Below are 26,528 nucleotides of genomic sequence, written 5' to 3' on the forward strand. Positions count from 1 at the left end.
CTCTTTTTATGTCTATAGAATCTGGCGTCTCAGACAGTGTTACCGGAGTTTTGAGGGGTAGTCAGGGCGCTTGGGTACACAGGCACCGAAACAGGAATCAAGGTGGTCGCCACATTGCCCCAGGGCAACATTGCTCCCAAGGTTGGGCAGGCTGTGGCAGAGTGGGCTTATCTGCCGCCTTATTGCAAGGCGGGCTCTTCGCTGAGCATAGACAAGCAGACCCTGACGTGTGTGATTGGAGATGTCAGCGCTACATCGGGCACGGGAACGACCTCCCTGGTCATGGACGCCCGTGTGCTGAGCGGCACCCCCAACGGAACCGCGTTGCCCGCGCCCGTGATGACGGTGACCTCTACTTCCAGTGCGGCCCCCGCTCCCAGCAGCCTGCCGCCCACGGTTACGGTCAGTGCTGCGCCTTTTTATGATGTGGTGATTGACAATAGCTATCAGGGCAATCCCAAGGCCTACGCCTACAACGAAGCGGGCGGTCCCAACAATGAGGAAGGCTTTTATCACCGTCCACTGGTGGGCCTGGTGGCACGCAACCCCAATGGCAACGGGCGCAAGGGCGTCGAACAACTGGCCACCAGCGTTGATTTCAAACTGGATGTCAGTGGGTATCCGGCGGGTGTGCGGGTAGACAACTGGCACACCGGCACAGGCGTTGCCGGGACGCCCGCTGCTTCGGGGAGCTTTCAGGACGGCTGCGGCAGCCCCAGTTACGGTACACCTTCGGGTGGCTCGCCGAGCAGTGAGTCGGGTGCAGCTGTCAATATGTACGGCAAGGTGGCCGACATTGGTCCGGCCACGGGGGTCAATACGGCAACGGTGCCCAACGGCGGCGACTGCGCTGTGGTCAGCAGTGATGCCACTGCTGTAAACCTGAAAGTGACCGGCGCGGATACTTCGCTGACCAGGCGTCCCACCGTGCTGGCAGGAACAGGAGCCAGTATTCCGCAGCGTGACTGGTGGATCATGAACAAGGCTCTGGTTCTTTGGACCCCCCTGACCAGCTATCCCGCTGGTGTCAAAACCTTGAACACCCTGAAGCTGGGCACCTACTCAGCCAAGTCCATCACAGGGCAGGAGATCACAGGCGACAATCCAGGCAACAACCAGGTGAGCTATGACCTGACGGCCACGAACAGCGGCGTGGCGTCCAAGATTTTTACCAAAGACACCACCCGGCCTTATCCGTACGGGACCGAGTGTGATCCTGCCCTCACCGGCAACTGTCTGACCAACTTCATGGCTCCGGGGCAGACTGTGGGCAGTGTGGTGCGGTATGCCAACGAGGGGACTTACCGCCAGAGCAATGTGTACATGTGCGATGTGATTGACCGGACCGCTTTTGATATCGGCCCCAACTTTCAAGTGTCCTTTATGGGCTTGAGTGGGCAAGTCCGGTATGGAGCGCGCAGCTCACGGTACTTTGCCAGCACCGATGCCAGCGATACGAGCAACCGCACTGACAGCAGAACCGCTCCCAACACGCCGACGGTCCTGTCGGACTACTCCAGTGCCAAGTGCGATGACCCCGCCATCCGCTGGTTTTCGACCGCTGCTGAGGCCGAAGCTGCTGGAGGGCTGGTCTATGTGCGTGCTGATCTGCCCAGCGTGTCTGGCGGAACATTCAGCAGCCTGTACATCTATGGCCTGACCCTGCGCTCCACCTACGCGGCCACCATCAATGTCTTGTCGGGAGCGACCGGAACGCGCGTGGCTGGGCAGCCGCTGACCGAGGGCACCCTGATTCGCAACACGGCAGACTTTGGCGGTACGGGCGTTTCAGCTGTGGATCAGAGCGTTTTCTGGGACAACCTGCAAGTGGTGCCCATCAAAACCCGTTCTGGCGTGACCAAGACCGTGCTTGACCCGGCGGCCAATCCTGTCTCCGCAGGCGCGGTGCTGACCTATCAGATTCAGCCCACCTACACCACCACTTTTCCGCCGCTGGCCCGCAACTTTACAGTCACCGACATTCTGCCGCCTGGCCTGAGTTATGTGCCGGGCAGCTCAACTGTAGGCGGCGTGGGCCGTGAGCCGACCATCAGTGCTGATACGCCTGCCGCTGGTTTTACCCGCCTGACCTGGGTCTACCCCAACCAATTGCCGTATGTGCTGACCACAGGCAATGATTCGGTAGACAGCAAGTTGCCGCCCGTTGTGTTCAAAGCCAGCGTGTCACCGACAGCCACCAACAATTCCACCCTCACCAACTCGGCAGCGGTGTCCGGCGGTCCGGATGATTATGAAGCAGACTGCACCTACAACGTGGCCAGCACTTCTTATGGCGCTTGTGTGAAGTCCAGCAGTGTCAGCCGCACGGTGCAGAGTGCGCCGGGGCTGAAGCTCTCCAAAAGTACCCCCACCAGTCTGATTGAGCCGGGGCAACCTTTTAAGTTCACCCTGAGCTATGTCAGCGTGGGCACTACCGTCACGGCCCGCGATCTGCCTGACCTGATCGACATCCTGCCCTACAACGGTGACGGCACCAGCAATCCTGCACGGAGCTTTACGGGCCGCACGCCTGCGTCGTCTTTTGCGGCGGGGACCTATCAGCTTCAGTCGGTGACTCGCCCCAGCAATGACCCCGCAATGACCGTGTACTACACCAAAGCTGCGCCCAGCACCATCAGCAACGACCCGCAGGATGCCAGCAACGCTCCTGGCGGCAGTACGGTGTGGTGTACCGCGCTTAGTGGCAACCTGTGCCCAGCCAACATGAGCGAAGTGACCGCCGTGCGCCTTCATCCCACCGTCATGAATGCAGACACGACTTATAGCGTGGACCTGAACTTCCAAACCACCGCAGCGGTCAAACCTGCCGATATCTTTAACAACAGTGTGGCCATGCGGCCTACGGACCCGGCAAGTACCCTGCTCTATCTGGAATCGCAGTCGCTGTCTGCGGTGCGTGTGGCTGCTGCCTCACTGGGTGGACGGGTCTTTGAGGATGTGAACCAAAATGGTGGCTTCGATGGGGCAGACCGTGGTCTGGGAGAAGTGTGCATGGTGCTGACCGGGACCACCAACAGTGGAAGCGGTGTCACGTATTCCATGTTCACCCAGGCGGATGGCACCTATATCTTCGGAGCCGGGGCGGGCGGCGCACTGTTCCCTAGCAGTGACTGCACGGGTACGGCTATTCCCAGCTTTGGCGGGCTTCAGAGCGGCACCTATGCGGTCAAAGAACTGACCCAGCCCGCAGGTTACCTTGACGGCAAAGACTATGCTGGCACCGCAGGGGGAACTCCGGGCAATGATCAGGTGACGGGGATTGCGCTGGGTGTGGGCGCTTCGGCTCAGGGGTACAACTTTACGGAGGTCAGGGCACTCCTGAAGATCGGCAAAGCCGTGGATCTGAGATATATCGGCATTACCGCTGATCCGAGCAACGACACCAACCTGACCTATGCTCCTGCCAGCCAGCAACTGACCTATACCTTCTTGGTGACGAATTCCAGTGCGGTGGCCGTAGAAAATGCCGTGGTGGCAGACGCTCTGCCTCAGGGTCTGAGCTATGTGAGCAGCAGTATTCCTGCCGCTGTGGACGCTGCGGGCAAGATATCGTTCAATCTGGACCGGTTGAATGCGGGTGAAAGCCGCGAAATCACGCTGACGGTCAAGGCCGATGTCCAGGCGAACACCAATCAGCAGCCGTTCCTGAATACGGCCACGGTCACTGCGAACGGCCTGACCCCAGTGCTGTCCGAAGAGGTCAGGACAGATCTGGTCTACACCAAGCTCACCAAGCGGGTGCAGCATCTGGGCACTGCGCCTGGCCCGTCCGTTCCTCAGCTGCCTGCCAACTGGAAGACGGAAACGGCAGCTCTGCCTGGAGAGGTCCTGGAGTACTGCATTGACTTCTATAACTACGGCAGCGTCGCCCTCAGCAACTACGAGCTGCGCGACTCTCTGCCCACCTATACCCGTTTCGTCTCAGACAGCTGGGTCGTGCGTGAAGGCAGCATGACGAACCCTGGAGGGCCACTGGCTGGAGCCAGCATCACGGCCTCGGACCAGGCTTTGCAGGTGAATATTGCCAGCCTGCCCCCCAGCAGCAGAGGCACATTCTGCTTCCGGGTGATGGTCCACTGACGCAGAACCAGCCGGACGGTGCCAGGTGGCCGGGATAGCGCTTTTGCTGCCCGGCCATTCTCTATGGCCCCCAGAAATGATCCCCCGCCTGCCCTAACTTGGTATCAATCTGGCATCTTCCCAGGACGGCAACAGGCAAAAGACTGCTTGCCGTGTCACATCGCCCAGCGCCGCGTGAGGTTGGCAGCTGTGAAAGGGGCGTCGTCTGCCGGTGGGCACTGCGCCGACTTGATCCCATAACGGTGAATGTTCACCACCAGGTCTGGGCGGCCATCCTGATTGATATCTGCCTTCTGCCAGTCGCCTAGCCGGGTCACTGTGGCCGTGCCCTGGCCGCAGTTCCCGATGTTGCCATCCAGCAGCACTTTTTCGCTGCTCTGGCGTTCACCCACCGTCACCAGCGTGAGCCGCGACCCGTACATGACGAAGTGGCCCCGGCAGGCCAGGGCGTCACGGCCATCAAAGCGGCGGAACTTCAGGCATTCCTGTGCGGTGACGTCTGGCGTGTGGTGCACAGCTTTCCACTGTCCCCGCTCGCGGCGCAGTAGCGTCACACCGTCGCAGCCGTCCGACTGGGCCAGGCAGAGGGTCAGCAGCGCTTCTTGGCGGCCTGGTGCGCTGAAGGAACCAAAGGCCACGCTGGTTGGGATTCGCCCGTTCATCACGGGCAGCTTGGCTCCTGCTGCGCCGATGGGAGCAAACTCCACCTGGCAGCCTGGCTTGCCAGAGCAGTAGGCCGCGCCCAGCACCCGCGCCTGATGAGCGTCTGGGCGCACGCTGTCGGTCCTCACCTGAGGTGCAGGAGCGTTCCAGGCGGGGAAGGCAAGCGCGGTCAGGCTCAGTAAAGTGGTGAACATAGCGCGAGTCTCTAGACTCGCGCTGATGTCTGCCTTAGGGCTTTCTCAATGTGGATGAACTCCTGGGGGATGCCGTCTCAGGTCACCGGGGCCGGGGCTTCCGGGTCAGAGGCGAGCACAGCGTATATCAGAGTGTCAGTCCATTCGCCCCTGTGCCACCAGTTCTGGCGCAGATGGGCTTCCCGCTGCATCCCAACCCGCTCACACAGGCGGGCTGAGGCCAGATTGCGGGCGTCCATTTGCGCGGCTACGCGGTGCAGGGCATATCCTTCAAAAGCCAGCCCCAGCGCCGCCTGCACAGCTTCGGTGGCCAGCCCCTTCCCGGCCACTTCTGGATGGAATACCCAGCCGATTTCAGCGCTCAGGCGGGTGTCGTCGGTGAACCAGAGCGAGAGGTCACCCACCACCCGTCCCTGGTATTCACAGGCAAGTGCGAGTTTGCCTGTACGTAGGTCAGCCTGCTGCCGCCGCTGCTCCAGTTTCTCGGCAGTGCGCTCCTGGTCCCACGCATCTTCCAGCAGGTAGCGGGCCACTGCATCCAGGGAGCGGTAGGCGTGCAGGTCTGCCGCATCTGCTTCGGAGAAAGGCCGCAGGAGCAGGCGCTCGGTGGTCAGGGGGAGCCGTTCCAACGGCCTAAACTCCAGCATGGCCCTGCGCTGCGCCTGGCCGCTTGAGGGCCAGTTGTCCGCAGGCCGCGCCCGCATCCTTGCCGCGTGAGCGCCGCACGCTGACATCCACGCCCCGGTCTTCCAGCAGGTCGTAGAACGCCTGAATCTGCTCCTCGGTGCTGCTGACAAAGTTGCTGCCGGGCCAGGGATTCATAGGAATCAGGTTCACGTGGCTGACCAGCCCCTCGAGGCGCTCGGCCAGCAGCTCGGCCTGCCACAGATGGTCATTGATGCCGCGCAGCATGGTGTATTCCATCGTGATGCGCCGGCCCGTCTTGGATTGGTAGTCGCGGGCCGCCTGCATAATTTCATCAATGGAGTTGGCCCCGCCCGTCGGAATAATCTGCTGCCGGGTCTCCTCGTCGGGGGCGTGCAGGCTGATCGCCAGCTTGATGCCCAGGTCATCTTCTTCGGCCAGGCGGCGAATACCTTTGGCAATGCCCACCGTGCTGAGGGTCACGCGGCGTTTGCTCATGCCCAGGGCCTGCGGGTGCAGCAGAATCCGGGCCGCCTGCATGGTGTTGTCGTAGTTCAGCATTGCTTCGCCCATGCCCATAAACACCAGATTGCGGATTTCGCGGGGTTCGATGCCCTCGCCGCCCGCCACTGCCAGAATTTGCCCCACGATTTCGCCGGGGGTCAGGTTCCGCCCAAAGCCCATTGCCCCCGTCGCGCAAAAAGCGCAGCGGGCCGGGCAGCCCACCATGGTACTGACGCAGATGGTCTTTCGGTCCAGGTACGGCATATACACCGCTTCCATCTGGCGGCCATCGGGCAGGGTAAAGAGGTATTTCACCGAGCCGTCGTCACTGCGGAACGTCTCGATGTCGGTAAAGGGATTCAGCCGCCAGCCGCGTTCCAGCTCACTGCGCAGTTCGGCGGGCAGGGTGTGCATCTGCCCAAAGTCGCCCACGCCATGCTGGTACACCCATTCCAGCAGCTGCCTACGGCGAAAGCCGGGCAGAGGATAGTCGTCGGGGTGCAGGTCCAGCAGCAGGGGCTGGGGAACCTGAGTGGCAGGGGTGGGCGCGGCAGTCATCCAGCCAGTCTAACGCGGGGCCTGCGGGAGAAATGGGGGCCTGCTCTGGGGCGGCCTGGCGTCAAGCCCTGTCCCCAGCCCCAACAAAAACCCCCCGGTAAAGGGGGGCAGTGTGCTGAAAATGGGCTGTGCTGAATACCGGGGAGCGGAGGCTTAGCGGAACAGCAGGTCCAGCAGGTTGATGGTGGTGGTGCGGGGAGCCTGGCTGAGGTTGATGCCGCCGTCACGGTTCACGTTGATGGTGGCGATTTCGGCAGGCTGGCCCGGAGCCACGATCACGATCTGGTACTGGCCGCGCTGGACGCTGGCGGTCACCTGGCCGTTACGGATGGTGCCTACTTCGTTGCCGTTCATGAACACGCGGCCACCATTCAGGTTGCTGCGCACGGTCACGTTGTAGGTGCTGGCGACAGGAGCGGGGCGCACGGGAGCAGGGGTGACATTGCCGCGGAAGTCCACGTTCAGGTTGGTGGTGCGGTCAGAGGCAATGGTCACGGTGGTGGCAAAGTCGCTGTAACCGGGCACGCGCACCTTGATGGGGTAGCGGCCAGGCTGAATGCCGGTGTAAGTGCGGTTGGCGTAGCCCAGGGTACGGCCATTCAGAATCACCTGAGCGTCATTCATGTTGGTGCCCACGAACAGGCTGCCGGTGCGGACGGGGGCGCGCTCGGCCACGTCAAAGAAAGCGGTGTCGCTCACCCAGCTGTTTTGGGGCAGGGGGTTGACCACGATGCTCAGGGCCTGAGCCAGACGGTCCTGGCCGCTCACGGTCACGTTGGCGAAGTTGCTCTGGGCATTCTCGAAGCGGCTGATGTCGTTCAGGCTCAGCTCGCTCAGCGAGGCCAGGGCCAGCACTTTATTCAGACCGGCGGGGCCTTCAATGTCAAAGGTGTAGCCAGCGTTGGCGGGGGGGAAGGTCTTGACGGTGTTGGCACGTACGAAGGACTCGCCCTGGTCCATCTGGTTGGGCAGAATCTGGTTGACCTTGCCAGCGGCGTCCACGCTAAAGAGGTACACGTAAGCGTCACGGTTGGTCTTAACGCTCAGGCGGATGCTCTCGCCAATGCGGTAGGAGGGCACGGCATTGCCGGTGCTGTCCTTGTCCACGTTCACCTGGACATTGAGGTCAGGCTGGGTGGGGTTCACGATGATGCTCTGAGCGCTAATGGTCTGGGCACCAGCCGAACCGGCCAGTAGGGTCATAGGAAGCAGGGCTGCCTTAATCGTTTTGTTCATGAGCCCAGCCTACGGCCCCCAACTTGACTCACCGTGAGACGGGGCGGGCGCAAGGTTAATAGTCATTCAGCTCACCGTCAGACCTGTCTTATTTCTGACTTTTGTACATAAATGCTGTTCTGAACGCAGAATTGGTCGCAGGTGCCCCTAGCGGATAATCCGTGCTGGTTCGATGCTTGCGGCGCGGCGGGCCGGAATAAGGGCGGCCAGCAGGGTGGTGAGCAGGCCCACGGCATTCACCCACAGCAAGTCGGTCAGGCGCACCTGCACCGGCAGCGTGGTGATGAAGTACAGGTCGCCCGGAATCTGAAAAGGGCGGGCCGTGAAGTAGGCGGCGATTCCCAGGCCCAGCAGGTTGCCGAGCAGCAGCCCACCGAGGCCCAGGAGCAGGCCCTCCAGCAAAAAGGTCTGGGTGATGGTGCCCTGCGTGGCTCCGATGGCCCGCAGAATGGCGATTTCCTGCGTCTTTTCGAACACGGCCAGCGTCATCACGTTGGCGATGCCGAACGCCGCCACAATCACAATCAGAAACACCACAAACCCGATGACCTGTTTTTGGAGCTTCAGCTGATCGAGCAGCGTGCCGTACAGCGACTGCCAGGGCGTGGCGGCGTAAGGCAACTGCGTGGTGAGGGCCTGACCGACCTGCGGGGCCTGTTCCGGGTCGGCCAGCCGAATCTGGTAGCCCGTGATGTGGCCGGTGCCCTGCAAGCTCTGCAAGGTGCCCAAGCTGGTAAAAGCGTAGCCCGAGTCAATCAGGTAGTTGCCGGTATGAAAGACCCCCTTGACGGTCATTTCCCGCCGCTGCTGCCCACTGTTCAGCAGGTTGATCTGTTCGCCTGGATAGACCCCGATATTGCGGGCCAGGGCCGCGCCCATCAGAATCTCGCCACTGCCCAGTGAACGCAGCAGCTGGCCTTCTTCCGGGCGCAGCTCCAGCACGTCGGCGGCCTGGGGGCCCACGCCAAACAGGGTGCTGAAATCGGTCCCAGCGGCGCGGTACTCGTCGGCAGGGCGAGTCAGCAGGGCCTTGTCAGCCAGAAAAGGCGTGAACGCTGCCACCTCACTGCTGGCCGCCAGCGCCTGCTCCATTGCCTGGTCCTGGCCGCCCGGCGTATACGGCTGCACGCTCAGGTGTGGGCTGGCCCTCAAGGTGGCGCTGATCAGCGCACCGGTAAAGCCGTTGGTGAGGCTCAGGGCGGCAATCAGCACCGCCACGCCTACAGCAATGCCGGCGACGGTCAGCAGATTCTGGGTGCGGCGTTTGCTCAGGTGGGCACGGGCCAGCAGCCAGGGCAGCCGCCGGACGGTGCTGGGAGTGGAGAGGGAGGAAGGCACAATGGGGCCTAGCATAGCGAAGTCCAAAAGGCCAAGAGGAGCACAGGCCGCAAGTCAAAAGCAGAAGGCGGGGAGCATTAGCCCACCACCCTCTGCTTTCTGCGTCTTTCTTACGCCGATGCTGGTTAGCGCACCACAGTAATCCGGACGTTGCGGACGCCCCAGTTCATGGCCTGTGAGCGGGTCGGCATCCACACATCGATCTGATTGCTCTTGCGGGCATGCATGGTGTCTTCAACCACGAAAATGCGGCCATTCACGTAGGGATGATTGCCACTGAGGTCCTGAATGCGCAGGCGGGTGCCATAAGGAAACAGGCGGAGCATGTCGCGGCTCAGGGCCACCACGCCGGGGCGGGTGCGGGTGCCTGTCGCCGTGATGTGAGGGGTGGAGTCCGTCTGGGCCGCCAGGCTGTTGTAGGCGGTGGATTTCAGCACAGCGGTGCGGCCTGCGGGCGCGCGGGCACCCAGGACCACGTCGCTGGGCTGCTCAGCGCTCAGGGTCACGGCTGGATTGACGTAGGGAAGGGAGCGGGCGGCTTCGCTGCTCAGGGCCGTCTGCACGGCGCGGTCAGCGAGCTCGGCAGCGGGCATGGGCGGCAGGGCCAGGGCGGTCTGGTTAAGGGCAGCAGTGCCCAGCGCGGCGGCAGCCAGCGCGGTCAGCATTGTACGGTTTGACATGGTTCTCCTTGATACTGCTTCACTGCGGAAGCAATCTAGGGTGAGTCAGGACAGAAACTCAGAAAGAGGGGAGGGGCGAGAAGGCCGCCCGAGCTCAGGATCATAGGGAGTCTCGGCTAAATGCGGCCTCCGGGCAACACTCCCCGGATGGCTTCCAGAAAGTAGCAAGTTCTCCCGGCGCGGACCCTGCTACCGGTTTCATTTACATGAGAAAAATCCCATGAATTTTTGTAGTGACCGTATTACCCCTGCCCGGCTTGGCCTAGGTATTGGGTGCAGACCCAGCAGCGGGGCGGGGGGAACCCGGCTGCCTTTACGATAGGCAGAGGTCATGAGAGCGTGATCACACCTACCTGACTGAGCCGGGAATTTTGCGGCTTCCCAGCCGGCCAAATGTAAATGTCGTTACAACGAGAATCGGTTCTTGCACGCGACTTTTTTTCTGGAGAGGCCGGGCTCATGTTGGGCCGCTGCTCTCATGTGGGCGGGTCGCTCCGGCTCCCTCACCTCGCCCGGTGCTGGTCTTCGGCTGGAGGGGGACCATTACACTGGGGCCATGACTTCTTCTTTGTTGACGCCTGTGCCCCGTGCCAGCCGTGCCCTGGCTGCTGGTGCCCTGTGGGGGGCACTCGGCATCGCGCTGGGGGCTTTTGGGGCTCACGCACTGAGCGAGCGGCTGAGCGCCGCTGACCTGGCGATTTTTGAAACCGGCGTGCGCTACCAGATGTACGCGGCCCTGGCCCTGCTGGCCCTGGGGACGGCGGGCTATGGCGGCTGGCCGGTGCGGTTGCTGCTGCTGGGCAGTGTCATTTTCAGCCTGAGTCTGTACCTGTTGGTGGGGCTGAATGTGCGTTGGCTGGGCGCGGTGACGCCAGTGGGCGGCGTGCTGATGATTGCGGGTCTGGTCTGGCTGGGCCTGCTGAATCTGCGGCGCTGAGGCACCGAGCCAGGAGGGCTGAGGCTGGAGCGCGGCGGGATGCGCGGGCAGCTGCGCTAGAATGCCCCGCGTGTATGTCAATCGCCGCGCAGGCTACGAATATGAACTGCTGGACCGTTACGAAGCCGGCCTGTCCCTGACCGGCAGCGAGGTCAAGAGTATCCGCGCCGGTGGGGTTGATTTCCGTGACGCCTTCGCCCGGCTGAATGGCCGCAACGTGGACCTGGAGGGGCTGTATATTCCGCCCTATAAGGAAGCGACCTACAACAATCACGAGCCACGCCGGCCACGCAGGCTTTTGCTGCACCGCATGGAAATTGAGAAAATCCGCCGTGCCTTGGAGCAAAAGGGCCTGACGCTGGTGCCGACCAAAATGTATCAGCAGGGCCGCTATTTCAAAGTGGAGCTGGCAGTGGCGCGGGGCAAAAAATTGCACGACAAGCGCCGTGCCGACGCAGAGAAGACCGTGCGGCGCGAACTGAGGGAGTACTGATGAAACGAGTGATTGCGGCCAGGACACCCTGGCAGGTGGCAGCCCTGCTGGCTGCGCTGACTCTAGGCGGAGTGGGTGCCTGGTACGGCAGCGTGGCCTCGGCTCAGGTGGCCTACAGCAGCCTGACCCTCCAGGGCACCCCAGTGCAGAGCGTGAACCTGTACGGAGCCGAATACATAGACGTCGAAAGCCTGCGTAGCCTGGCGCGGGTGGTGCAAGAAGGCCCGTACCTGCGGATAGACGGCTACGGTCACTCCATCGTGCTGCCGATTGACGAGGATGCCTACCGCGCCACCACCGACTTCAACACCATTCAGCTGGATACCGTACGTGAACAGGGCCGCACCGCCACCTATGTGGACGGCACCGTGCATGTGCCGCTCGAAGTGGTTGCCCGCACTTTTGGGGCCACCTACCGCGCTGGCACCTTTACCATGCCGGAACTGCGCCTAAGTGGCGTCAGCAGCTCGGTGGGCACGAATGCGGACCGCTTGGTACTGGACCTAACCCAGGACACCGATGTCTTTACTGAGCTGCGCGGCAACGATGTGCATGTGGTGGTGCGCGGGGCAGCTGGTGAGCAGCGCCGCTATACCACCACCGGCAAATTTATCTCGGGAGCGCGTGTGATTGGGGACGGCGACGACCTGCGCCTGCGCTTCAGCCTGCCCAAAGACAGCGGCTACCGCATGTACAAGGTGATTCGCCCCGGCAGCGTGCGGGTGGTGGTGGATGCTGGCCCCGCCATTGAGCGCACGGCGCCCGCGCTGCTGGACCGCATTGCCCGGCCATTGATTGTGATCGAGCCGGTGCCGACAGCTCAGGGGGGAGCTGGCGGCACCGACTTTAGCCTGGACGTCGCCAAAAAAGCCCTGGCGCTGCTCAATGAGGCGGGATGGCAAGTCAAGCTGACCCGCGACGGCGCCAAGGATGCCACGCTGGACCAGAAGATGGAGCTGGCCCGCCAAAGCGACGTATATCTGATGCTGGACGTAAGCCACATCGGTGTGGAGGGCGTGGTCTCGCCCGGCGTAAAGGTCTATCAGCAATTGAGCGAGAACTCCTCGGAGTATGTGGCGAACATCCGCGCGGGTCAGAATCCGGCCTACGCCAGCAATGCGGTGGGCGACCTGGGCGGCACCCGCATCCTGACCGACTCGCTGATCAAGGAGTTGGGCACCCAGAGCATTAAGGCTCAGCAGCGGCCCATTGCCAAAATCCTGACGCTGGGTGAGGCGCCGCAGGCAGGCGCACTGATTGAACTGGGCAGTCTGGACAGTGCCGACGATGTGGCCGCACTGGGCGACGACGCCTTCCGGCAGCGCCTGGCTGTCGGGGTGGCCCGCTCGGTGGCAGGTTACCTCTCCAAGAAAGTAGAGAATGCTGCTACGTTACCTGCGGGTGAACAGGGCAGTGCAGAAGGGAGCAGCAGCCAGTGAAGAACGCCTTGTCCTTTTTTAATGTGGTGGCGGCGGCTGTGCTGGTGCTGACCGTGGCAGCGATGAGCTGGGTGAACCGGCCTCCGCCCACGCCGGAAGTGCCGAACTACGTGCTGTCCGAGCGCCTGCCGGTAGAAGTGCCGGTGTACTACCTTGATGCAGGCGGCCAGAAGCTGGTGAGCGAGAAGCGAAATGTGCCGGTGGTGCAGGGCGAACAGAACGCTCAGGGGACCGCCGAAGCGGCCCTGACGGTGTGGAATCAGGGGCCGACCACGCAGGCCCTGAAAGCCGCGGTGCCCAGCGGCTTGCCTGCGCCCCGCGTATGGCTACGCGGCGACAACTATTTCGTCAACTTGCCGGGGGAGTACCGCAATCTGGGCTACTCGGTCAGCGGGGAATACTTGATGCTGTGCTCCATGACCCGTACCCTGCTGGAAAATCAGGGCCTGGACGTGACTTTCCTGGTGGAAGGCAAGAATGAGGCGACCATCGGGCAGGTGGACCTGCGCCAGCCGCTGACCCGCCAGGACTGCAAGGACCTCTAGCGCGCAGCGGCGAGTCAAGAGCCGGGCGGAGCCAGTTGAGCCGCCCCTGGCCGGCGGACGCCCGCGCCCTTTTTTCTCTTTATCTATGATTCATTCGCTGACCCTGCACGGATTCAAGAGTTTTTCGCAGCGCACCCACATCGAGTTCGAGCCTGGGATCACGGCGGTGATCGGCCCCAATGGCAGCGGCAAGAGCAACGTGGTGGAGGCGCTGCGCTGGGTGACACATGGTGCGCGGGCGCGTGAGCTGCGGGCCGGGCGGGCCACCGAGCTGATTTTTCACGGGGGCAGCGGAGCAGGGCGGGCGCCGCTGGGGCTGGCTGAAGTGCAGGCGGAGCTGCGCCACTCGGGAGAGACTGTGCACCTGGGCCGCCGCATCTACCGTGACGGCACTGCTGAGCAGGAACTTGCAGGGCGTGGGGTCAGGGTGCGTGACATTCATGCGGCGCTGCGGGGCACCGGGCTTGGGCCGGGCGGCTTGGCGGTGATTGGGCAGGGCGAGGTGAGTGGGGTGGTTCAGGCAGAAGGCAGCCGGCTGCTGGGCTACTTGCAGGAGGCAGCGGGGCTGTCGCGCTCAGTGGCGGCCCGCGAAGAAACGGCGGCGCGGCTGGCCGAGGCTGAGCGCCACCTCTCGGACCTGGACCTGCTTCAGACCGAGCGCCACAGTGGCCTGGAGCGGCTGCGGCGGGCAGCGGAAGCGGCACTGCGCTGGCGTGAGCTGAGTGCCCGCCAGGCCCTGCTGGACGCCGCCCAGGAGCGCGAAAAGCAGTTGGCCCTGCGCCGCGAGCTGGCCGCTGCCCGTGAGGAAGTGGCCCGCCAGGAGGCGGCGTCACAGGAACTGGGTGCGGGGCTGGGAGACGCTGCGGCTCAGGCCGAGGCGGCCCGTGAAGCTCTGGCGCAGGCCCGCGCTGCCGCCCGTGCCCGCGAGGATGCCCTGGCTGCCCTGACCGCTGCCGAGCAGGCGCACACCCAAGCCGCCCGCTACGGTGAGCACCTGAGCAGTGAGGCCAGTGGTCTGCAGGCCGAACTGGCGAATCTGCCTGATCAGCCCCCCGCTGACGCAGCCCCGGATCTCGCCGAGCTGACCCGTGCCGTGCAGGACGCCCGCGCCCGCGCCGAAGTCGCCGAAGGCGCGGCCCGCCGACTGGAACGCACGCTGACGGCTGGCCGCGAAGCCGAGCTGCGCCGCACCCAGGCCCAGGCCCGCAGCGAGGCGGACCGCGCCGCCCTGACCCGCGAACAGGAGCGGGTGGCCCAGGCGCTGACGGTGCTGGCGGGCGAGACCGAACGCATGGCCGCCGGGCTGTCCCAGGCCACAGCGGAGCGTGAGCAGCAGGCGGCAGCTCTGGCGCAGGCCCAGGCGCAGGCGCAGACCCTCCAGGCCCGCCACCAGGAGGCCGCTGCCGAGCGCACCCGCTTGCAAGCTGGCTTGGCCCCGCTGCGCCGCGAGTTGGAGCGGCTGGAAGCGGCGCTGAACGCCTACTCGCGCTACGGCGAGGGGGCCCGCAACGCACTGCGGCTGGACCACCCGGGCATCGTGGGCAGTGTGGCCGATGTGCTGACCGTGCCCGCCGAGTTGGAAACGGCAGTCACTGCGGCGCTGGGCCGGAGGCTGGAACAAGTGGTGGTGCAGACTGCCGACGACGCCAAAGCCATCATCGCCGAGCTGAAAAAGCAGGGCGGGCGGGCCACCTTCTTGCCGCTGGAACTGCTGCGCGAGCGCCCCCGCCGCGACGGCGCCCTGCTGCGTGAAGCTGGCGTGGTTGGCAATCTGGCCGACCTGTGCCCCACCGACCCTCCGCTGGTGGGCCACTCTCTGTTGGCCGACACCCTGATCGTGGACACGCTGGATACCGCGAATCGCCTGGCGCGGGCGCACCGGCAGCGGCCCCGACTGGTCACGCTGGGCGGCGAAGTGGTGGAGCCTTCGGGGGCCATGACCGGCGGACGCCTGCGCGACTCTGGCAGCAGCGTGCTGGCCGACCAGCGGCGCTTTCAGGAACTGGCGGATGAAGTGGATGCGGCTGAAGAAGCCCTGCTCAGGGCCGAAGCCAAGCTTGAGGCCCTCAGTGCAGGCGAAGCAGCGGATTTGCCTACGCTGACAGCGGCCCACGCTGCGGCCCAGGCCACCGAGCGCGAGCTGACCGCTCAGGCCCGCGAGCTGGCCGCCCGTCAGCGCAGCCTGGAGGCGGACGCGGCGCGGCTGGCGGCGCAGGCGGCGGCGTTGCCTGTGCCGGATGATGCCCTGGCACTGGAAGGGGAGACCGCTGACCCCGCCGAGCTGGAAGCGGAGCTGAGCGCTCAGCGTGCTGGAGCTGAGCAGGCCCGCGCTGCCGAACGGGAGGCTGCCGAAGCCCTGGCCCTGGGCCGCGAGCTGGCCGCACTCTGGCAGGCCTACCGTCAGGCCGAGGGCCGCCGCGCCGAAGTGCAGGCCCGCCTGAGCGCCAATGCCCAGGCGGCAGCGGAGCAGGCCGCGCACATTGCCGCTGCCGCCGCCGAAGTGGAGCGCCGCCGCGCCGCACTGGGCGACTTTGACCCTGGTGAAGTGGCCCGCGCCGAGGCCGAGCAGACCCGCACCGCCGATGTCTACGCCGCCCTGATTGCCGCCCAGAACAAGGCCCGTGCCCGGCTGGACGACCTGCGCCTGACCATCGCCCGGCGTGAGGGTGGCCTGGGGGCCATTCCCGACAGTTGCTCACCGCCCGGCACCCCCCGCGAGTGGGCGCACGAACTGGGCCGCCTGCGCGCCGAGCTGGAAGGGCTGGGGCCGGTGAATGCCCGCGCCGAGGCCGATTATCAGGAGGGGCAGGCCGAATGGGCCGCCACTCAGGCCGAGCTGGACGATGCCCAGGCCGCCGTGAACGAGCTGCGCGGCCAGCTGGATGAGCTCTCCGACCTGGAAGACGCCGCGACCCGTCAGGCGCTGGCGACGGTGGCCGCTGCCTTTGCCCGCTACGCCGCCGAGCTGCTGGGTGGCTCCGGTGAGCTGGAAGCCCAGCAGGACGATGCCGGGCGCATCAATGGGCTGTCGTTGGCGGTGCAGCCGGGCGGCAAGCGTACCCGCTCCATGACCCTGCTGAGTGCCGGTGAGCGCACGATGGCGGGGCTGGCCTTTCTCTTCGCGCTGAACCATGCTGGCGGAGAAGACACGGCGGGCGGCCTGCCGTTGGCCGTACTGGACGAGGTAGACGCTCCGCTGGACGAGGCCAACATCCGCCGCTTTACGGCGTTTCTGACCCGCTTCGCCGCCCAGGGCACCCAGTTCATTCTGGTGACCCACCAAAAAGCCACCATGGAAGTGGCCGACACGCTCTGGGGCGTTACCACCGATGGCGGCGGCGTGAGCCGGGTGCTGAGTATCCGGCAGGCGAGTGAAGGCGCGGCACTGGTGCGCTGAAGCTCAGCGCGTCAGGCTATAGACCAGCGTGTCCCGCAACTCTGTTCCATCCGACGAAACGGTGTCGTTGACCAGGCAGGCGTCCAGCCCATAGCCCAGCCGCTCTGGAATACGGCGCGAGCGCCCATTCAGCGGGTCACAGCGGATTTCCAGCCGGTGAAAGCCCAGGCCGCCGCTGCCCTGTGGGGTCAGGGCCAGGGTGGTCAGCGCCTGCACCACTTCCAGCGCGTGGCCCTGGCCGGTGTGAGGAGTCGCTGTCCAGTAGCCGATTTCCCCCTTCGGCACCCGCCAGTCCAGCGCGTGAAAGCCGCTGGACCCGATAAGTTCGCGCCCCGCTGCGTCCCAAACGTGGTAGCGCAGTTCTTCGCCGCTGTGAAAGCGCTCGGCGGCAGCGGTCAGATTCGCGCGGACTTGCTCCAATGTCGGCTCCTCCTGTGCCCACGCCATCCAGTGCTTGAGTTCAGCGCGTGAGGCAAGTTGTGCCGCCAGCGAAGCTTCGGCGTCGGCGGGGCTGGGCGCACGCAGCCGCAGCCGCGCTGTGCAGAGTTCGTGCGGGACAGTGAGAGGCTTCACTCCTCCGCCGGTTCCTCGTAGCGATACCGCTCAATGCTCAGGCAACGGCCCCCGGAAATCTCCAGGCTCACTCCATTGAGCATGGCCGGGCCTCCGGCGACCTGAAAGCGGTGCCTCCGCTCGGTCAGGAAGGCTTGCAGCGGCTCAGCGGGGTTCGCGCCAATCACGCTGTTGACCGGGCCGGTAAAGCCAGCGTCGGTCTGAAAGCCGGTGCCATGGGGCAAGATGCGCGTATCGGCAGTAGCGACGTGGGTGTGCGTGCCGATGACAGCGGCCACCCGCCCGTCCAGGTGCCAGCCCATCGCGGCCTTTTCGCTGGTGGTTTCGGCGTGAAAATCCACAAACACGCTGCCTAGGTCGTCGCGCTTCAGTAGGTCGTCTATGGCTGTGAAGGGGTTGGCACTTTCGCCCATAAAGACCCGGCCCAGCAGGTTGACCACGGTCAGGCGCTCGCCAGCCTCGCCCACCTCGAAGGTGCGCCAGCCCACGCCCGGCGTCTCCGGGTCCGAGTAGTTCAGGGGCCGCACAATGGGAAATTTGTGCGGCTGTCCCAGCAGCAGCCCGATGTCCTTGTGGTCCCAGGCATGGTTGCCCAGCGTGAGGCAATCTGCCCCCGCTTCCAGCAGCCGGGTCGCGGCGTCAAAATGCACACCAAAGCCCCCAGCCGAGTTCTCGGCGTTCACAATCACAAAATCAAAGCGCGGGGCAATCAGCGGCAGGTGCTCGCCCGCCACCCGCCGCCCCGGTTGCCCGTACACATCACCCACGAAAAGAACCTTCATTGCGTGTCAGCTTAGCGCGGGGGCAAGGCTGGGAAGCTGGGCCCCTTAACTTGCTGCTTTCCCCCTCACCTCCAGCCGCAGCTCGCCGCCCTTGACTCCCACCTTCACCGCGCCGCCCCCGCGCAGCTCTCCGAACAGCAGCGCGTCGGCCAGCGGGCGCGAAAGCCGCTCCTCTATCACCCGGCTGAGGGGACGTGCGCCCAGCGCCGGGTCGTAGCCCAGCTCGCCCAGGCGGGCGCGGGCAGCGGGGGAGACACTCAGGCGCACGCCTTTTTCGCCCAGGCGCTCTCTCAGCTCGGCCACGAACTTGTCCACCACCTGCCCCATCACCTCCGGGGCCAGCGGGCGGAAGTACAGCACGGCGTCCAGCCGGTTGCGGAACTCTGGCGTAAAGGCGCGCTTCACGGCAGCGTCCTGCTGCCCCTGGGCGCTGCGTGCTCCAAAGCCCACCAGCCCACTCGCGGCCTCGGCGGCGCCCGCATTGGTCGTAAAGATGATGATGCAGCCGCGTGCGTCTACCTTCTTGCCAGTGTGGTCGGTCAGCGTGCCGTAGTCCATCAGCTGCAAAAAGAGGTTGTACACGTCCGGGTGCGCCTTTTCGATTTCGTCGAACAGCAGCACCGAGTGGGGGTCTTTGCTGACCGCATCGGTGAGTAGCCCACCCTGGTCAAAGCCCACGTAGCCGGGAGGAGCACCAATCAGGCGCGCCGCAGAGTGGCTTTCTTGATACTCCGACATATCAAAGCGGGTCAGCGTCAGCCCCAGCCGCTCGGCCAGCGCACGGGCCAGTTCGGTCTTGCCGACGCCCGTAGGCCCCGCAAACAGAAATGCGCCCTGCACTTTGTCCCCTGCGCGCAGACCGGCGCGGGCCAGCTTGACCGCGTGACTGACCGCCTGCACGGCTTCGTCCTGGCCGTAGACGCGGGCTTTCAGGTCAGCTTCCAGCGTGGCGAGGCTGCGGGTTTCGTCGGCGCTGACTGTGCCCAGCGGTATGCGTGCTATCCGCGAGACTGTCGCTTCGATGTCAGCCACACCGATTTCGCCGCCCTCGCCCCGGCTGGACCGCGCCGCCCCCGCCTCATCCAGCACGTCAATCGCCTTGTCGGGTAGGAAGCGGTCTTTGAGGTGGCGTACGCTGAGGCGCACCGCCGCTTCCAGGGCCGCATCCGTATAGCTGACCCCGTGGTGCTCGGCGTAGGAGCCGCTCAGGCCCCGGATGATATCCAGCGCCTCGGCTTCGCTGGGCTCTGGCACCGTCACTGTGCCGAAGCGCCGCCACAGCGCCCGGTCCGCTTCCAGGTGGCGCAGTTCGGCGGGGGTGGTGGCCCCCAGCACCCGCAGGCCGCCCCCCTGCGCGTTCTGGCCCCGTGCCAGGGCAGGTTTGAGCAGTCCCGCCGCATCCATGCTGCCGCCCTCAGTGCGTCCGGCACCCACCAGCATGTGCAGCTCGTCTATGAACAGGACCGCGTTTTGGTCTTCCAGCTCGCGCAGCAAGGCTCCAAGCCGTTCCTCAAAATCGCCCCGGTAGCGGGTGCCCGCTGTCAGTGCGCCCAGGTCCAGCGCGTACACGTTGGCCCCCTGCAAAAAGGGCGGCACGTCCCCGCTCGCCACGCGCTGCGCCAAGCCTTCAGCCAGGGCGGTCTTGCCCACACCGGGTTCACCCACCAGAACCGGGTTGTTCTTTTGCCGCCGTGCGAGGATGTGCAGCGTGCGCTCCAGTTCCGCCGCCCGCCCAATCAGGGGATCGAAGCGGCCTGCCCGCGCCCCGGCAGTCAGGTCGTCTGTGTAGGCGTCCAGCGCGGAGGCTGGCGCTTGAGCGGCTTCTGCTGGCCCGCCCGCTCCCGCCCCAGTGGCCCGAATTCCGCCTGCCAGACCGTGGGACAGATAGTCCAGCACCGCCAGGCGGGTCACGCCCTGGGTTTCGAGCGTCCAGCGCGCAAAGCTGTCTTCTTCTTCCAGTAGCTCGGCCAGCACCCGCGCCCCGGTGGCCTGCTCATGGCCCTTGCCACTGGCGTGCAGTTGCAGCACCGCGCCCTGCACAGCCCGGTGAAAGCCTGCGCTGAAGTCGCGTACTTCGTCGGCTCCCTCGACCACCTCAAATGACTTGAGCACGCCTTCAAGGTCGTCACGGAGGCGGCCCAGGTCCACGCCCAGCGCGTGAAAAGCTCCCACCGCGTCGGGGTCGTGGGTCAGGGCCAGCAGCAGATGCTCCGGCGTGACGTACTCGTGCCCAGCTTGCCGGGCGTAGTCGGCGGCCCGGCCAATGCTGACCTGCAAGGCGTCGGAAATCACAGCGTGCGCGTCCGTGGTCCAGGCTGCGGGGTGAACAGGTTCATGCTGATGAGTCTACCGGCAGGAGGGGAAAAAGCACGGGCAGACGCTTCCATTTCCGCTCCTGTTCTGCGTATTTCATTTGCCTTGTTCGCCAAAAGGATGGGGCTGGAGCATCTTTGGTCAGCTACCTTAGCGGCGGCCACCCCCGGCGTTGGGGTTGTCCTGCCACCATTTCACGGTGTCCTCGACAGTTTGGCTGATGGGCCGCACCGAATACCCCAGTTCGGTGCGGGCCTTGCTCCAGTCCACGCGGTAAGGGGCCATCAAGGTTTCGAGGCTGTACGGGGTCAGCAGTGCGCGTACGCCCCGGCGCTTGCTGTCCCACAGGGCCACCTCGGCCAGCTTGCGGGCGATGGGCAGCGGAATCATCGTGACTTTGGCGCGGCCATGCACGCGCTGCATCACCTGCTGCGCCATCGCCCGCATTTCTATCCACTCGTTGCCCAGCAGGTACACCTCACCGCGCCGGCCCTGCTCCAGCACCAGGCGCAGTCCCTCGGCCACGTCGCGCACATCCACGAAATCGTAGCCGCCGGGCAGCATCATGGTGGAAGGCTTGAGGGTCCACTCCCGGATATTGGTGCCCACTTCGCTGCGCTTGAAGTCGAATGGCCCGAACACACCGCTGGGCGCGGCCACCACAGTGTCCAGCTCGGCGGCGGCGTCCAGCACCAGGCGGGTTGCCGCCGACTTGGTGCGCTCGTAGGGAGCGGCAGTCTGCGGCGCGAGGGGAGCCCGTTCGTCCAGCAGCGGGCCGGTGGGCCAGGCAAAGGCATGAACACTGCCCACGTACAGCAGCCGCTCCACCTGAGCAGCCTTGCTCGCGGCGATAATGTTGCGTGTGCCTTCCACATTGACGCGCTGAATCACGTCATCTGGAGCGTCTCCGATGCTGACCAGTGAAGCGAGGTGCATCACCCTCTTCACGCCCGCAAAGGCGGCGGGCAGCATGTCAGGCCGGGTGATGTCCGCCTCGACAATGTCCACGTCCAGCCCGGCCAGCGGTGTGCGGTCCTCGCCGGGCAGCACCATGGCGCGAATGCCGGTGTAGCCGCGCTCCAGCAGGTGGCGAATCAGAACATTTCCAAGGTGGCCGGCGGCCCCAGTAATCAGCAGCATTAAACGATTATTAACCGGCCAGCTCTACACAACTCTCACAGCGGGCCTTCATCTTCAGGTTCAGCCACCAGCCGAAGTGGGAACCCGCCAGCCCGCGCCTCGGCGGTGACCTGCGCCACCTTGGTTTCAGCGATGTCGCGGGTATAGACGCCCGCCACACCCTGGCCCTTGTGATGCACCGCCAGCATGATCACCTGCGCCTCGGCCTCAGATTTGTGGAAGTGCCCCATCAGCACCTCCACCACGAATTCCATCGGGGTGTAGTCGTCGTTGAGCAGCAGCACCCGCCACAGCCGGGGCCGCTCGGTGCGGGTGCGTTCCAGCGTTTGGGTGCGGGAGGCCGTGTCAGGACGGGTCATGTTTCCCAGTCTAGGGCAGCGTGGAGAATGACGTTTCATGCCACTAGCTGCGCCCGTCAACTCTTATGCTGCGCGGCGCTTTGCCTCTGCGTCGCTTGCCCAATACATCCTTTTCCTTGCAGCCTCCGTCACTGGCCGCCTCTCAGTAGTGTTCTCTAAGCCACCGCGCCCAGTTGTCCCACAAGAACCCGGCGCGGTGCTCTGCCGGCAGGGTCTGGGCCAGCTGGTGGAGATCTGGATAACGCTCCAGCCCGGCAGGCAGCTGTTCGGTGCCGAATCCACCGTCAAAGTCAGACCCCAGGGCCACCCGCTCCCAGCCGATCAGTCCGGCGATATGCCGGGCATGTTCGCTCAGCTCCTGAAGGGGCACCCGTTCCTGCCCAGTTCGCCAGCCCGCACGAATAAAGAAGTTGGCCGGCACCACGCCCACCACACCTCCGCGCTCCCCGATGGCGCGGATCATGTCGTCAGAGAGCAGCCGGTTGGAGTCAATAAAGTGCCGGGCGTTGGAGTGGGTGGCAATCACGCGGGTGCCGTATGGAAGGGCGTCCCAGAAGGCGGCATCGTCAAGGTGCGAGGCGTCCAGAGTCAAGTTCAGGTCGGCCATCGCTTGCAGCAACGCATGTCCAGCCTCAGTCAGGCCCCCCGGCTCGCCTGTGCCGCCCGCGTAGCGGGTGCCGCGCCACGCTGGACCAATCAGCCGGACTCCCTGCTCTGCCCAAAAGGGTAAGTCGTCCGCGCCGCGCACTGGGTCGGCGCCTTCCATCAGCAAGGCCACGCCGAGGGGCAGGTCCGCCCCCGCTTCCCAGTCATTCAGGTGGGCCATCAGGGCGGTGCGGTTGGGCAGCAGCCGGATCAGTCCTGCGTCCTGCCAGCGGTGATACCAGTCCAGGCTGCGCAAGGCTTCCTGGCGTGCGCCTTCGGTATCGGTGTAGCCGCCGGGCGTATAGGGCCACGCACCTCCCTTGCGGGCAAAGAGGGTGCCGAAGCAGAGGCCCAGTCCTGCGGCCTGGAGTTCGCCAAAAGTGACGCTAGGCGTCTGTGGAGCTTCGCCAGGTACGCCGGTAAAGAGTGGGAGGCGGCGCAGCTCGTCTAGGCTTAGCGCAGGGTCGCGGCCCTCTAGGGCACCCAGGGCCAGGTCCAGATGTCCATCAATCAGTCTGTGGGCTGGGGTCTGCGTCATGCTTCAGCATAGGCTCTGCGCCAAGGTCCAACCACATTGCATGTGACCTGACCAGCTCTCCATCTATGCACATCGCGTTTGGTTCGGTGCCCCAGACCTCGAAGCCCAGCGAGCGGTACAGCCCCAGCGCGGCGGCCTGGGTTTCCATCACGTCCAGGTGCAGGCTACGCACTCCCGGCAGCTCGCGGGCATAGGCAATGGCCGCTGTGAGCAGCGCCCGCCCCACGCCCCGGCCCTGGGCGCGGTCCAGCACACCCATCCCGAAGATGTCGGCGCGGTGCCGAGAGCGTGGGCCTTGTTCGCGTACCAGCGTGCAGATGCCGACCAATTCCCCGCCGTCCCACACCCCAAAAGTTACATTTTCTGGGTCGGGCCTGAGCCGCTCGGCGATGGCGTCCAGCGGGCGCTCAGCGAATTCCTCGGCAGTGGTCAGAAAGGCGGCGGGCGCTTCCCGTAGCATCTGGAGGCGGGCGACGCGGAAGTCCTCGGCGTCGGCAGGGGTCAGGGGGCGGAGTTCGGTCATGGCTCAGGGTAACTGGACTGCCCACGTGTGGGTATTCGCCAAATGGCTTATTCGCTGCCCGCTGAGGTGCAGCCACACTTCCGAACTTTTCCGCCCTGCTTGGAGCAGTTGGGAAAAAAGCGCCTCATCTGTTTGCCGAGGTTTTTTTGGCGAACAAACTAAGGACAATACACCGCGCAGGACGGAACCTGGAGCGGGTGGCGGAAGCGGAGCGCTGCCCAGCGTCGTTTTGGAGAATGGCTCCACGCTCCTTCTTTAGAGGGATGCTGGCCCCCAGATGCACTTCTAGGCTAGGGACATGATCACTTCCACAACTTCTTGGGTGGACCGGCCTCAGGGCTGGCTGGCCACCTGGCAGGCCACCCGGCTGGCTCTGCCCTTTACCTGGCTGACCCGCGTGCTCCTGTGGTTGGCTTTTTTGCCGTCAGGTTGGGTCAAGCTGCTGGGGCAGCCGTTTACCGTGCTGCCGCCCAGCGACCCGGTGGGCTATTTTTTTGATGCGTTGCTGCGGACGGGCCTCTATTACCAGTTTATTGGGGCCGCGCAGCTGCTGGCTGGCCTTCTGATTCTGATTCCGCGCACAGCGGCGGTGGGGGCCATTTTGTACCTGTGCCTGATCACCAACATTTTTGTGATTACAGTCAGCCTGGATTTCGAGGGGACGCCGGTCATCACCGGCCTGATGCTGTTGGCGGCGCTGTACTTGCTGGCCTGGGAGTATCCGCGCTGGCGCAGCTTGTTGGAACCGGCCCGCTCAGCCTGAAGCGTCGTTTGGCCCGGTCAGGCGCACTGCTTGCAGCGACAGCAGGGTGGCGATGACATCCAGCAGGCCCGACAGGCCGTAGACCAGTTGGTCTGCCTGGGACAGGCTCACGCTGAAGCCCGTGATGGGCACCACATTGATCACAGTCATGCCGAGCGCCAGGGCCGCCGAGAGGTTCAGCCAGTCGGCCAGCTGCCACTTGGCGCTGCTCCCTTCAGCCGGGCCAAGGTCAGACCAGCGCAGCAGCCAGAAAAACCCCATGTAGCTGGCGATGATGCTGGCTCCCCAGATGGTCATCAGGGCGGTGAGGGCCACCGGGTGCGCCTGCGAGGTGCCACCTGCCAGGGCCAGGGCGGTGATGCCCCACAGCACGCCCCGGAAGCTGGTCAGCAGGGGAAAAGTCAGGGTGAGCGCCTGCCGGACCCGGTCCAGGTATTCACCCTGAGCGACGCCCCGCCCCAGGGTGAGGCGGCCCAGCAGCAGCGCCCACCACAGCGTTAGTATGCCGGTCAAAAAGTGGTGCCCGGCGTCCAGCCAGCCGCTGACAGGATTGGGGAGGTCTTTGCTGAGCACATACCCGGCCACCAGAAACAGCGCGAGCACCTGCGCCCCCAGCGCGGCCAGGGCTGCCGTGCGCCATCCGGTGGGTGCCCCCTGCCCGCTGCTGACCGGCTGGCCTGCACTCACCTTCAGCCCTCCAGCCGCTGGCGGAGCAGTTCGCGCACCTGGCCGGGGTTGGCCTTGCCGCCAGTGGCTTTCATCACCGCGCCGAACAGGGCGTTGACGGCTTTCTGGTTGCCGCCACGCACCTGGGCCACGGTGTCCGGGTCGGCAGCAATCGCGGCGTCTACGGCGGCCTCCAGTTCGCCTGCGTTCGCCTGCCCCAGCAGGCCCCGGCTCCCGGCCAGAGCGCGTGGCGCGTGGCCCTGCACCACGTCCGGCAGCAGGTCCTTGGCGCTGCGCCCGGTCAGGTCGCCGCTTTCAACCAGGGCCACCAGCTCGGCCAGGTGCTCAGGCCTGAGCGCAGTGTCCTTGAGGGCCACGCCTTCATCCAGTACGCCGGGCACTTCGCTCAGCAGCCAGTTGGCCAGCTTCTGGATAGGCGCGTTGCCTGCGTCCAGCGCCGCGTCCAGCAGGCGGCTGAGGTGGACGTCCATGCTCACCGTGCGGGCGTCGGACTCGCGCAGGCCAGCCGCGAGGTAGCGCTCCAGCTTCTGCGCGGGCAGTTCCGGCATCCGCGAGCGCACTTCAGCCGCCCACTCAGGCGTAATGTGCAGCTCCGGCAGGTCCGGCTCGGCCATATAGCGGTAGTCGGCCTCGCCCTCTTTGGTCCGCATCAGGAAAGTCTTGCCGCCCCCCTCGTCCCAGCCCAGCGTGTCCTGGGTAATCGGCTCACCGGCAGCCAGCTTGCGGGCCTGGCGCTGCCACTCGTACGTGATGGCCCGCTCCACGCTGCGGAACGAGTTGAGGTTTTTCACCTCGACCTTGGTGCCCCACGGCTCACCGGGCTTATGCAGGCTGATGTTCACATCACAGCGCATCTGTCCGTCTTCAGGGCTGGCCTGGCTGACGCCCAGGGCGCGGGCAATCGCCTGCACCGTTTCGAGAAAAGTGCGGGCGTGTGTGCCTGAGAGGATGTCCGGCTCGGTGACCATCTCGATCAGGGGCGTGCCGGCGCGGTTCAGGTCCAGCTCCGAGTAGGGCGCGTAAGCGGGGTGCAGCAGCTTGCCCGCGTCTTCTTCTAGGTGGGCGCGGGTGATGCCCACTCGCCCGCCTTCCACGTCCAAGTACCCGCCGTGCGCCACAGGCTTGTCCCACTGCGACAGCTGAAAGTTCTTGGCCGAATCGGGATAAAAGTAGTGCTTGCGGTGAAACTGCGTCGTGCCCTCAACGGTGCAGTTCAGGCCCAGGCCGAAGCGCAGCGCCAGCTCCAGTGCCTCGGCATTCAGCACCGGCAGCGTACCGGGTAGGCCCAGGCTGACCGGGTCGGTGAAGCTGTTGGGTTGACTGCCGTGGTAGTCGGCGGGGCAGGAGCTGAGCAGCTTGGAGTGGGTACTCAGTTGCAAGTGGACTTCCAGCCCAATCACGGCCTGGTAGCCGGTCTGCTGAAAGAGGGAGCTTTGAGTGCCGGTCATGTCCAGCAGTGTACGGCAGGGGGCCAG

At 65.0% G+C, this 26,528-nt stretch carries 22 protein-coding genes; 7 read left to right on the forward strand and 15 right to left on the reverse strand.

What is annotated here, in order from left to right; genetic code table 11:
• Positions 1 to 102 precede the first annotated feature (102 nt).
• Positions 103 to 4,101 carry a DUF11 domain-containing protein gene (locus IE158_RS04560; protein ID WP_189642488.1) on the forward strand — a complete coding sequence of 1,333 codons (3,999 nt, stop codon included), beginning with the start codon at positions 103 to 105 and terminating at the stop codon, positions 4,099 to 4,101.
• A 155-nt stretch (positions 4,102 to 4,256) separates the two neighbouring features.
• Here the strand turns inward: IE158_RS04560 and IE158_RS04565 are convergent, their stop codons facing one another.
• From IE158_RS04565 to IE158_RS04590, 6 genes are all read right to left on the reverse strand, one after another.
• Entirely contained in the window at positions 4,257 to 4,958 is a 702-nt protein-coding gene (locus IE158_RS04565; protein WP_189642489.1) for a hypothetical protein, read from the reverse strand.
• A gap of 77 nt (positions 4,959 to 5,035) precedes the next feature.
• Positions 5,036 to 5,605, reverse strand: a complete 570-nt coding sequence (locus IE158_RS04570; protein ID WP_189642490.1) for a GNAT family N-acetyltransferase — start codon at positions 5,603 to 5,605, stop codon at positions 5,036 to 5,038.
• Positions 5,592 to 6,665, reverse strand: a complete 1,074-nt coding sequence (rlmN, locus tag IE158_RS04575; protein ID WP_189642491.1) for a dual-specificity RNA methyltransferase RlmN — start codon at positions 6,663 to 6,665, stop codon at positions 5,592 to 5,594. The genes IE158_RS04570 and rlmN overlap by 14 nt, the downstream gene beginning before the upstream one ends.
• Positions 6,666 to 6,818: 153 nt before the next feature.
• On the reverse strand, positions 6,819 to 7,901 hold the full coding sequence (locus IE158_RS04580) for a DUF4384 domain-containing protein (protein ID WP_189642492.1): 1,083 nt from the start codon (positions 7,899 to 7,901) through the stop codon (positions 6,819 to 6,821).
• Positions 7,902 to 8,048: 147 nt separating this feature from the next.
• Positions 8,049 to 9,254: an FtsX-like permease family protein gene (locus IE158_RS04585; RefSeq protein WP_189642493.1), complete on the reverse strand. Its 1,206-nt coding sequence runs from the start codon at positions 9,252 to 9,254 to the stop codon at positions 8,049 to 8,051.
• Positions 9,255 to 9,364: 110 nt separating this feature from the next.
• A complete protein-coding gene (locus tag IE158_RS04590) occupies positions 9,365 to 9,919 on the reverse strand; it encodes a 3D domain-containing protein (RefSeq protein ID WP_189642494.1) in 555 nt (184 codons plus the stop codon).
• Positions 9,920 to 10,475: 556 nt separating this feature from the next.
• Between IE158_RS04590 and IE158_RS04595 the strand changes: the two genes are divergently transcribed.
• The 5 genes from IE158_RS04595 to IE158_RS04615 all read left to right on the forward strand — a co-directional run bounded on the left by IE158_RS04595 (position 10,476) and on the right by IE158_RS04615 (position 16,730).
• Positions 10,476 to 10,856, forward strand: a complete 381-nt coding sequence (locus IE158_RS04595; RefSeq protein ID WP_189642495.1) for a DUF423 domain-containing protein — start codon at positions 10,476 to 10,478, stop codon at positions 10,854 to 10,856.
• A gap of 61 nt (positions 10,857 to 10,917) precedes the next feature.
• Positions 10,918 to 11,349 (forward strand): SsrA-binding protein SmpB, encoded by a 432-nt coding sequence (gene smpB / locus IE158_RS04600; protein WP_189642496.1) that lies wholly within the window; start codon positions 10,918 to 10,920, stop codon positions 11,347 to 11,349.
• Positions 11,349 to 12,788, forward strand: a complete 1,440-nt coding sequence (locus IE158_RS04605) for an N-acetylmuramoyl-L-alanine amidase family protein (protein WP_189642497.1) — start codon at positions 11,349 to 11,351, stop codon at positions 12,786 to 12,788. Before smpB ends, IE158_RS04605 begins: the two co-directional genes overlap by 1 nt.
• Complete coding sequence (locus tag IE158_RS04610; protein WP_189642498.1) at positions 12,785 to 13,333, forward strand: GerMN domain-containing protein; 549 nt, start codon at positions 12,785 to 12,787, stop codon at positions 13,331 to 13,333. Before IE158_RS04605 ends, IE158_RS04610 begins: the two co-directional genes overlap by 4 nt.
• Before the next feature lie 85 nt (positions 13,334 to 13,418).
• A complete protein-coding gene (locus tag IE158_RS04615) occupies positions 13,419 to 16,730 on the forward strand; it encodes an SMC hinge domain-related protein (RefSeq protein ID WP_189642499.1) in 3,312 nt (1,103 codons plus the stop codon).
• 3 nt (positions 16,731 to 16,733) lie between these two features.
• On the opposite strand, the gene IE158_RS04620 is transcribed toward IE158_RS04615, so the two are convergent.
• From IE158_RS04620 to IE158_RS04650, 7 genes are all read right to left on the reverse strand, one after another.
• Positions 16,734 to 17,303 carry a GNAT family N-acetyltransferase gene (locus IE158_RS04620; RefSeq protein WP_189642500.1) on the reverse strand — a complete coding sequence of 190 codons (570 nt, stop codon included), beginning with the start codon at positions 17,301 to 17,303 and terminating at the stop codon, positions 16,734 to 16,736.
• Positions 17,300 to 18,085 carry a TIGR00282 family metallophosphoesterase gene (locus IE158_RS04625; RefSeq protein WP_189642501.1) on the reverse strand — a complete coding sequence of 262 codons (786 nt, stop codon included), beginning with the start codon at positions 18,083 to 18,085 and terminating at the stop codon, positions 17,300 to 17,302. The genes IE158_RS04620 and IE158_RS04625 overlap by 4 nt, the downstream gene beginning before the upstream one ends.
• A gap of 45 nt (positions 18,086 to 18,130) precedes the next feature.
• Entirely contained in the window at positions 18,131 to 20,377 is a 2,247-nt protein-coding gene (locus IE158_RS04630) for an AAA family ATPase (protein ID WP_189642502.1), read from the reverse strand.
• Positions 20,378 to 20,548: 171 nt separating this feature from the next.
• Complete coding sequence (locus tag IE158_RS04635) at positions 20,549 to 21,538, reverse strand: NAD-dependent epimerase/dehydratase family protein (RefSeq protein WP_189642503.1); 990 nt, start codon at positions 21,536 to 21,538, stop codon at positions 20,549 to 20,551.
• Positions 21,539 to 21,573: 35 nt separating this feature from the next.
• Positions 21,574 to 21,897, reverse strand: coding sequence for an ATP-dependent Clp protease adaptor ClpS (locus IE158_RS04640; protein ID WP_189642504.1), 324 nt, complete (start codon positions 21,895 to 21,897; stop codon positions 21,574 to 21,576).
• A 142-nt stretch (positions 21,898 to 22,039) separates the two neighbouring features.
• Positions 22,040 to 23,080, reverse strand: a complete 1,041-nt coding sequence (locus IE158_RS04645) for a dipeptidase (protein ID WP_189642505.1) — start codon at positions 23,078 to 23,080, stop codon at positions 22,040 to 22,042.
• Positions 23,049 to 23,603, reverse strand: coding sequence for a GNAT family N-acetyltransferase (locus IE158_RS04650; RefSeq protein ID WP_189642506.1), 555 nt, complete (start codon positions 23,601 to 23,603; stop codon positions 23,049 to 23,051). Before IE158_RS04650 ends, IE158_RS04645 begins: the two co-directional genes overlap by 32 nt.
• Positions 23,604 to 23,901: 298 nt before the next feature.
• Between IE158_RS04650 and IE158_RS04655 the strand changes: the two genes are divergently transcribed.
• Positions 23,902 to 24,366 carry a DoxX family membrane protein gene (locus IE158_RS04655; protein ID WP_189642507.1) on the forward strand — a complete coding sequence of 155 codons (465 nt, stop codon included), beginning with the start codon at positions 23,902 to 23,904 and terminating at the stop codon, positions 24,364 to 24,366.
• Here IE158_RS04655 and IE158_RS04660 read toward each other — a convergent pair.
• Positions 24,358 to 25,053, reverse strand: a complete 696-nt coding sequence (locus IE158_RS04660; RefSeq protein WP_189642508.1) for a hypothetical protein — start codon at positions 25,051 to 25,053, stop codon at positions 24,358 to 24,360. The genes IE158_RS04655 and IE158_RS04660 overlap by 9 nt on opposite strands.
• Positions 25,054 to 25,055: 2 nt before the next feature.
• Positions 25,056 to 26,501, reverse strand: coding sequence for an Asp-tRNA(Asn)/Glu-tRNA(Gln) amidotransferase subunit GatB (gatB, locus tag IE158_RS04665; RefSeq protein WP_189642509.1), 1,446 nt, complete (start codon positions 26,499 to 26,501; stop codon positions 25,056 to 25,058).
• Positions 26,502 to 26,528: the final 27 nt, after the last annotated feature.

The organism is Deinococcus piscis, assembly GCF_014653275.1.
GTDB lineage: Bacteria > Deinococcota > Deinococci > Deinococcales > Deinococcaceae > Deinococcus > Deinococcus piscis.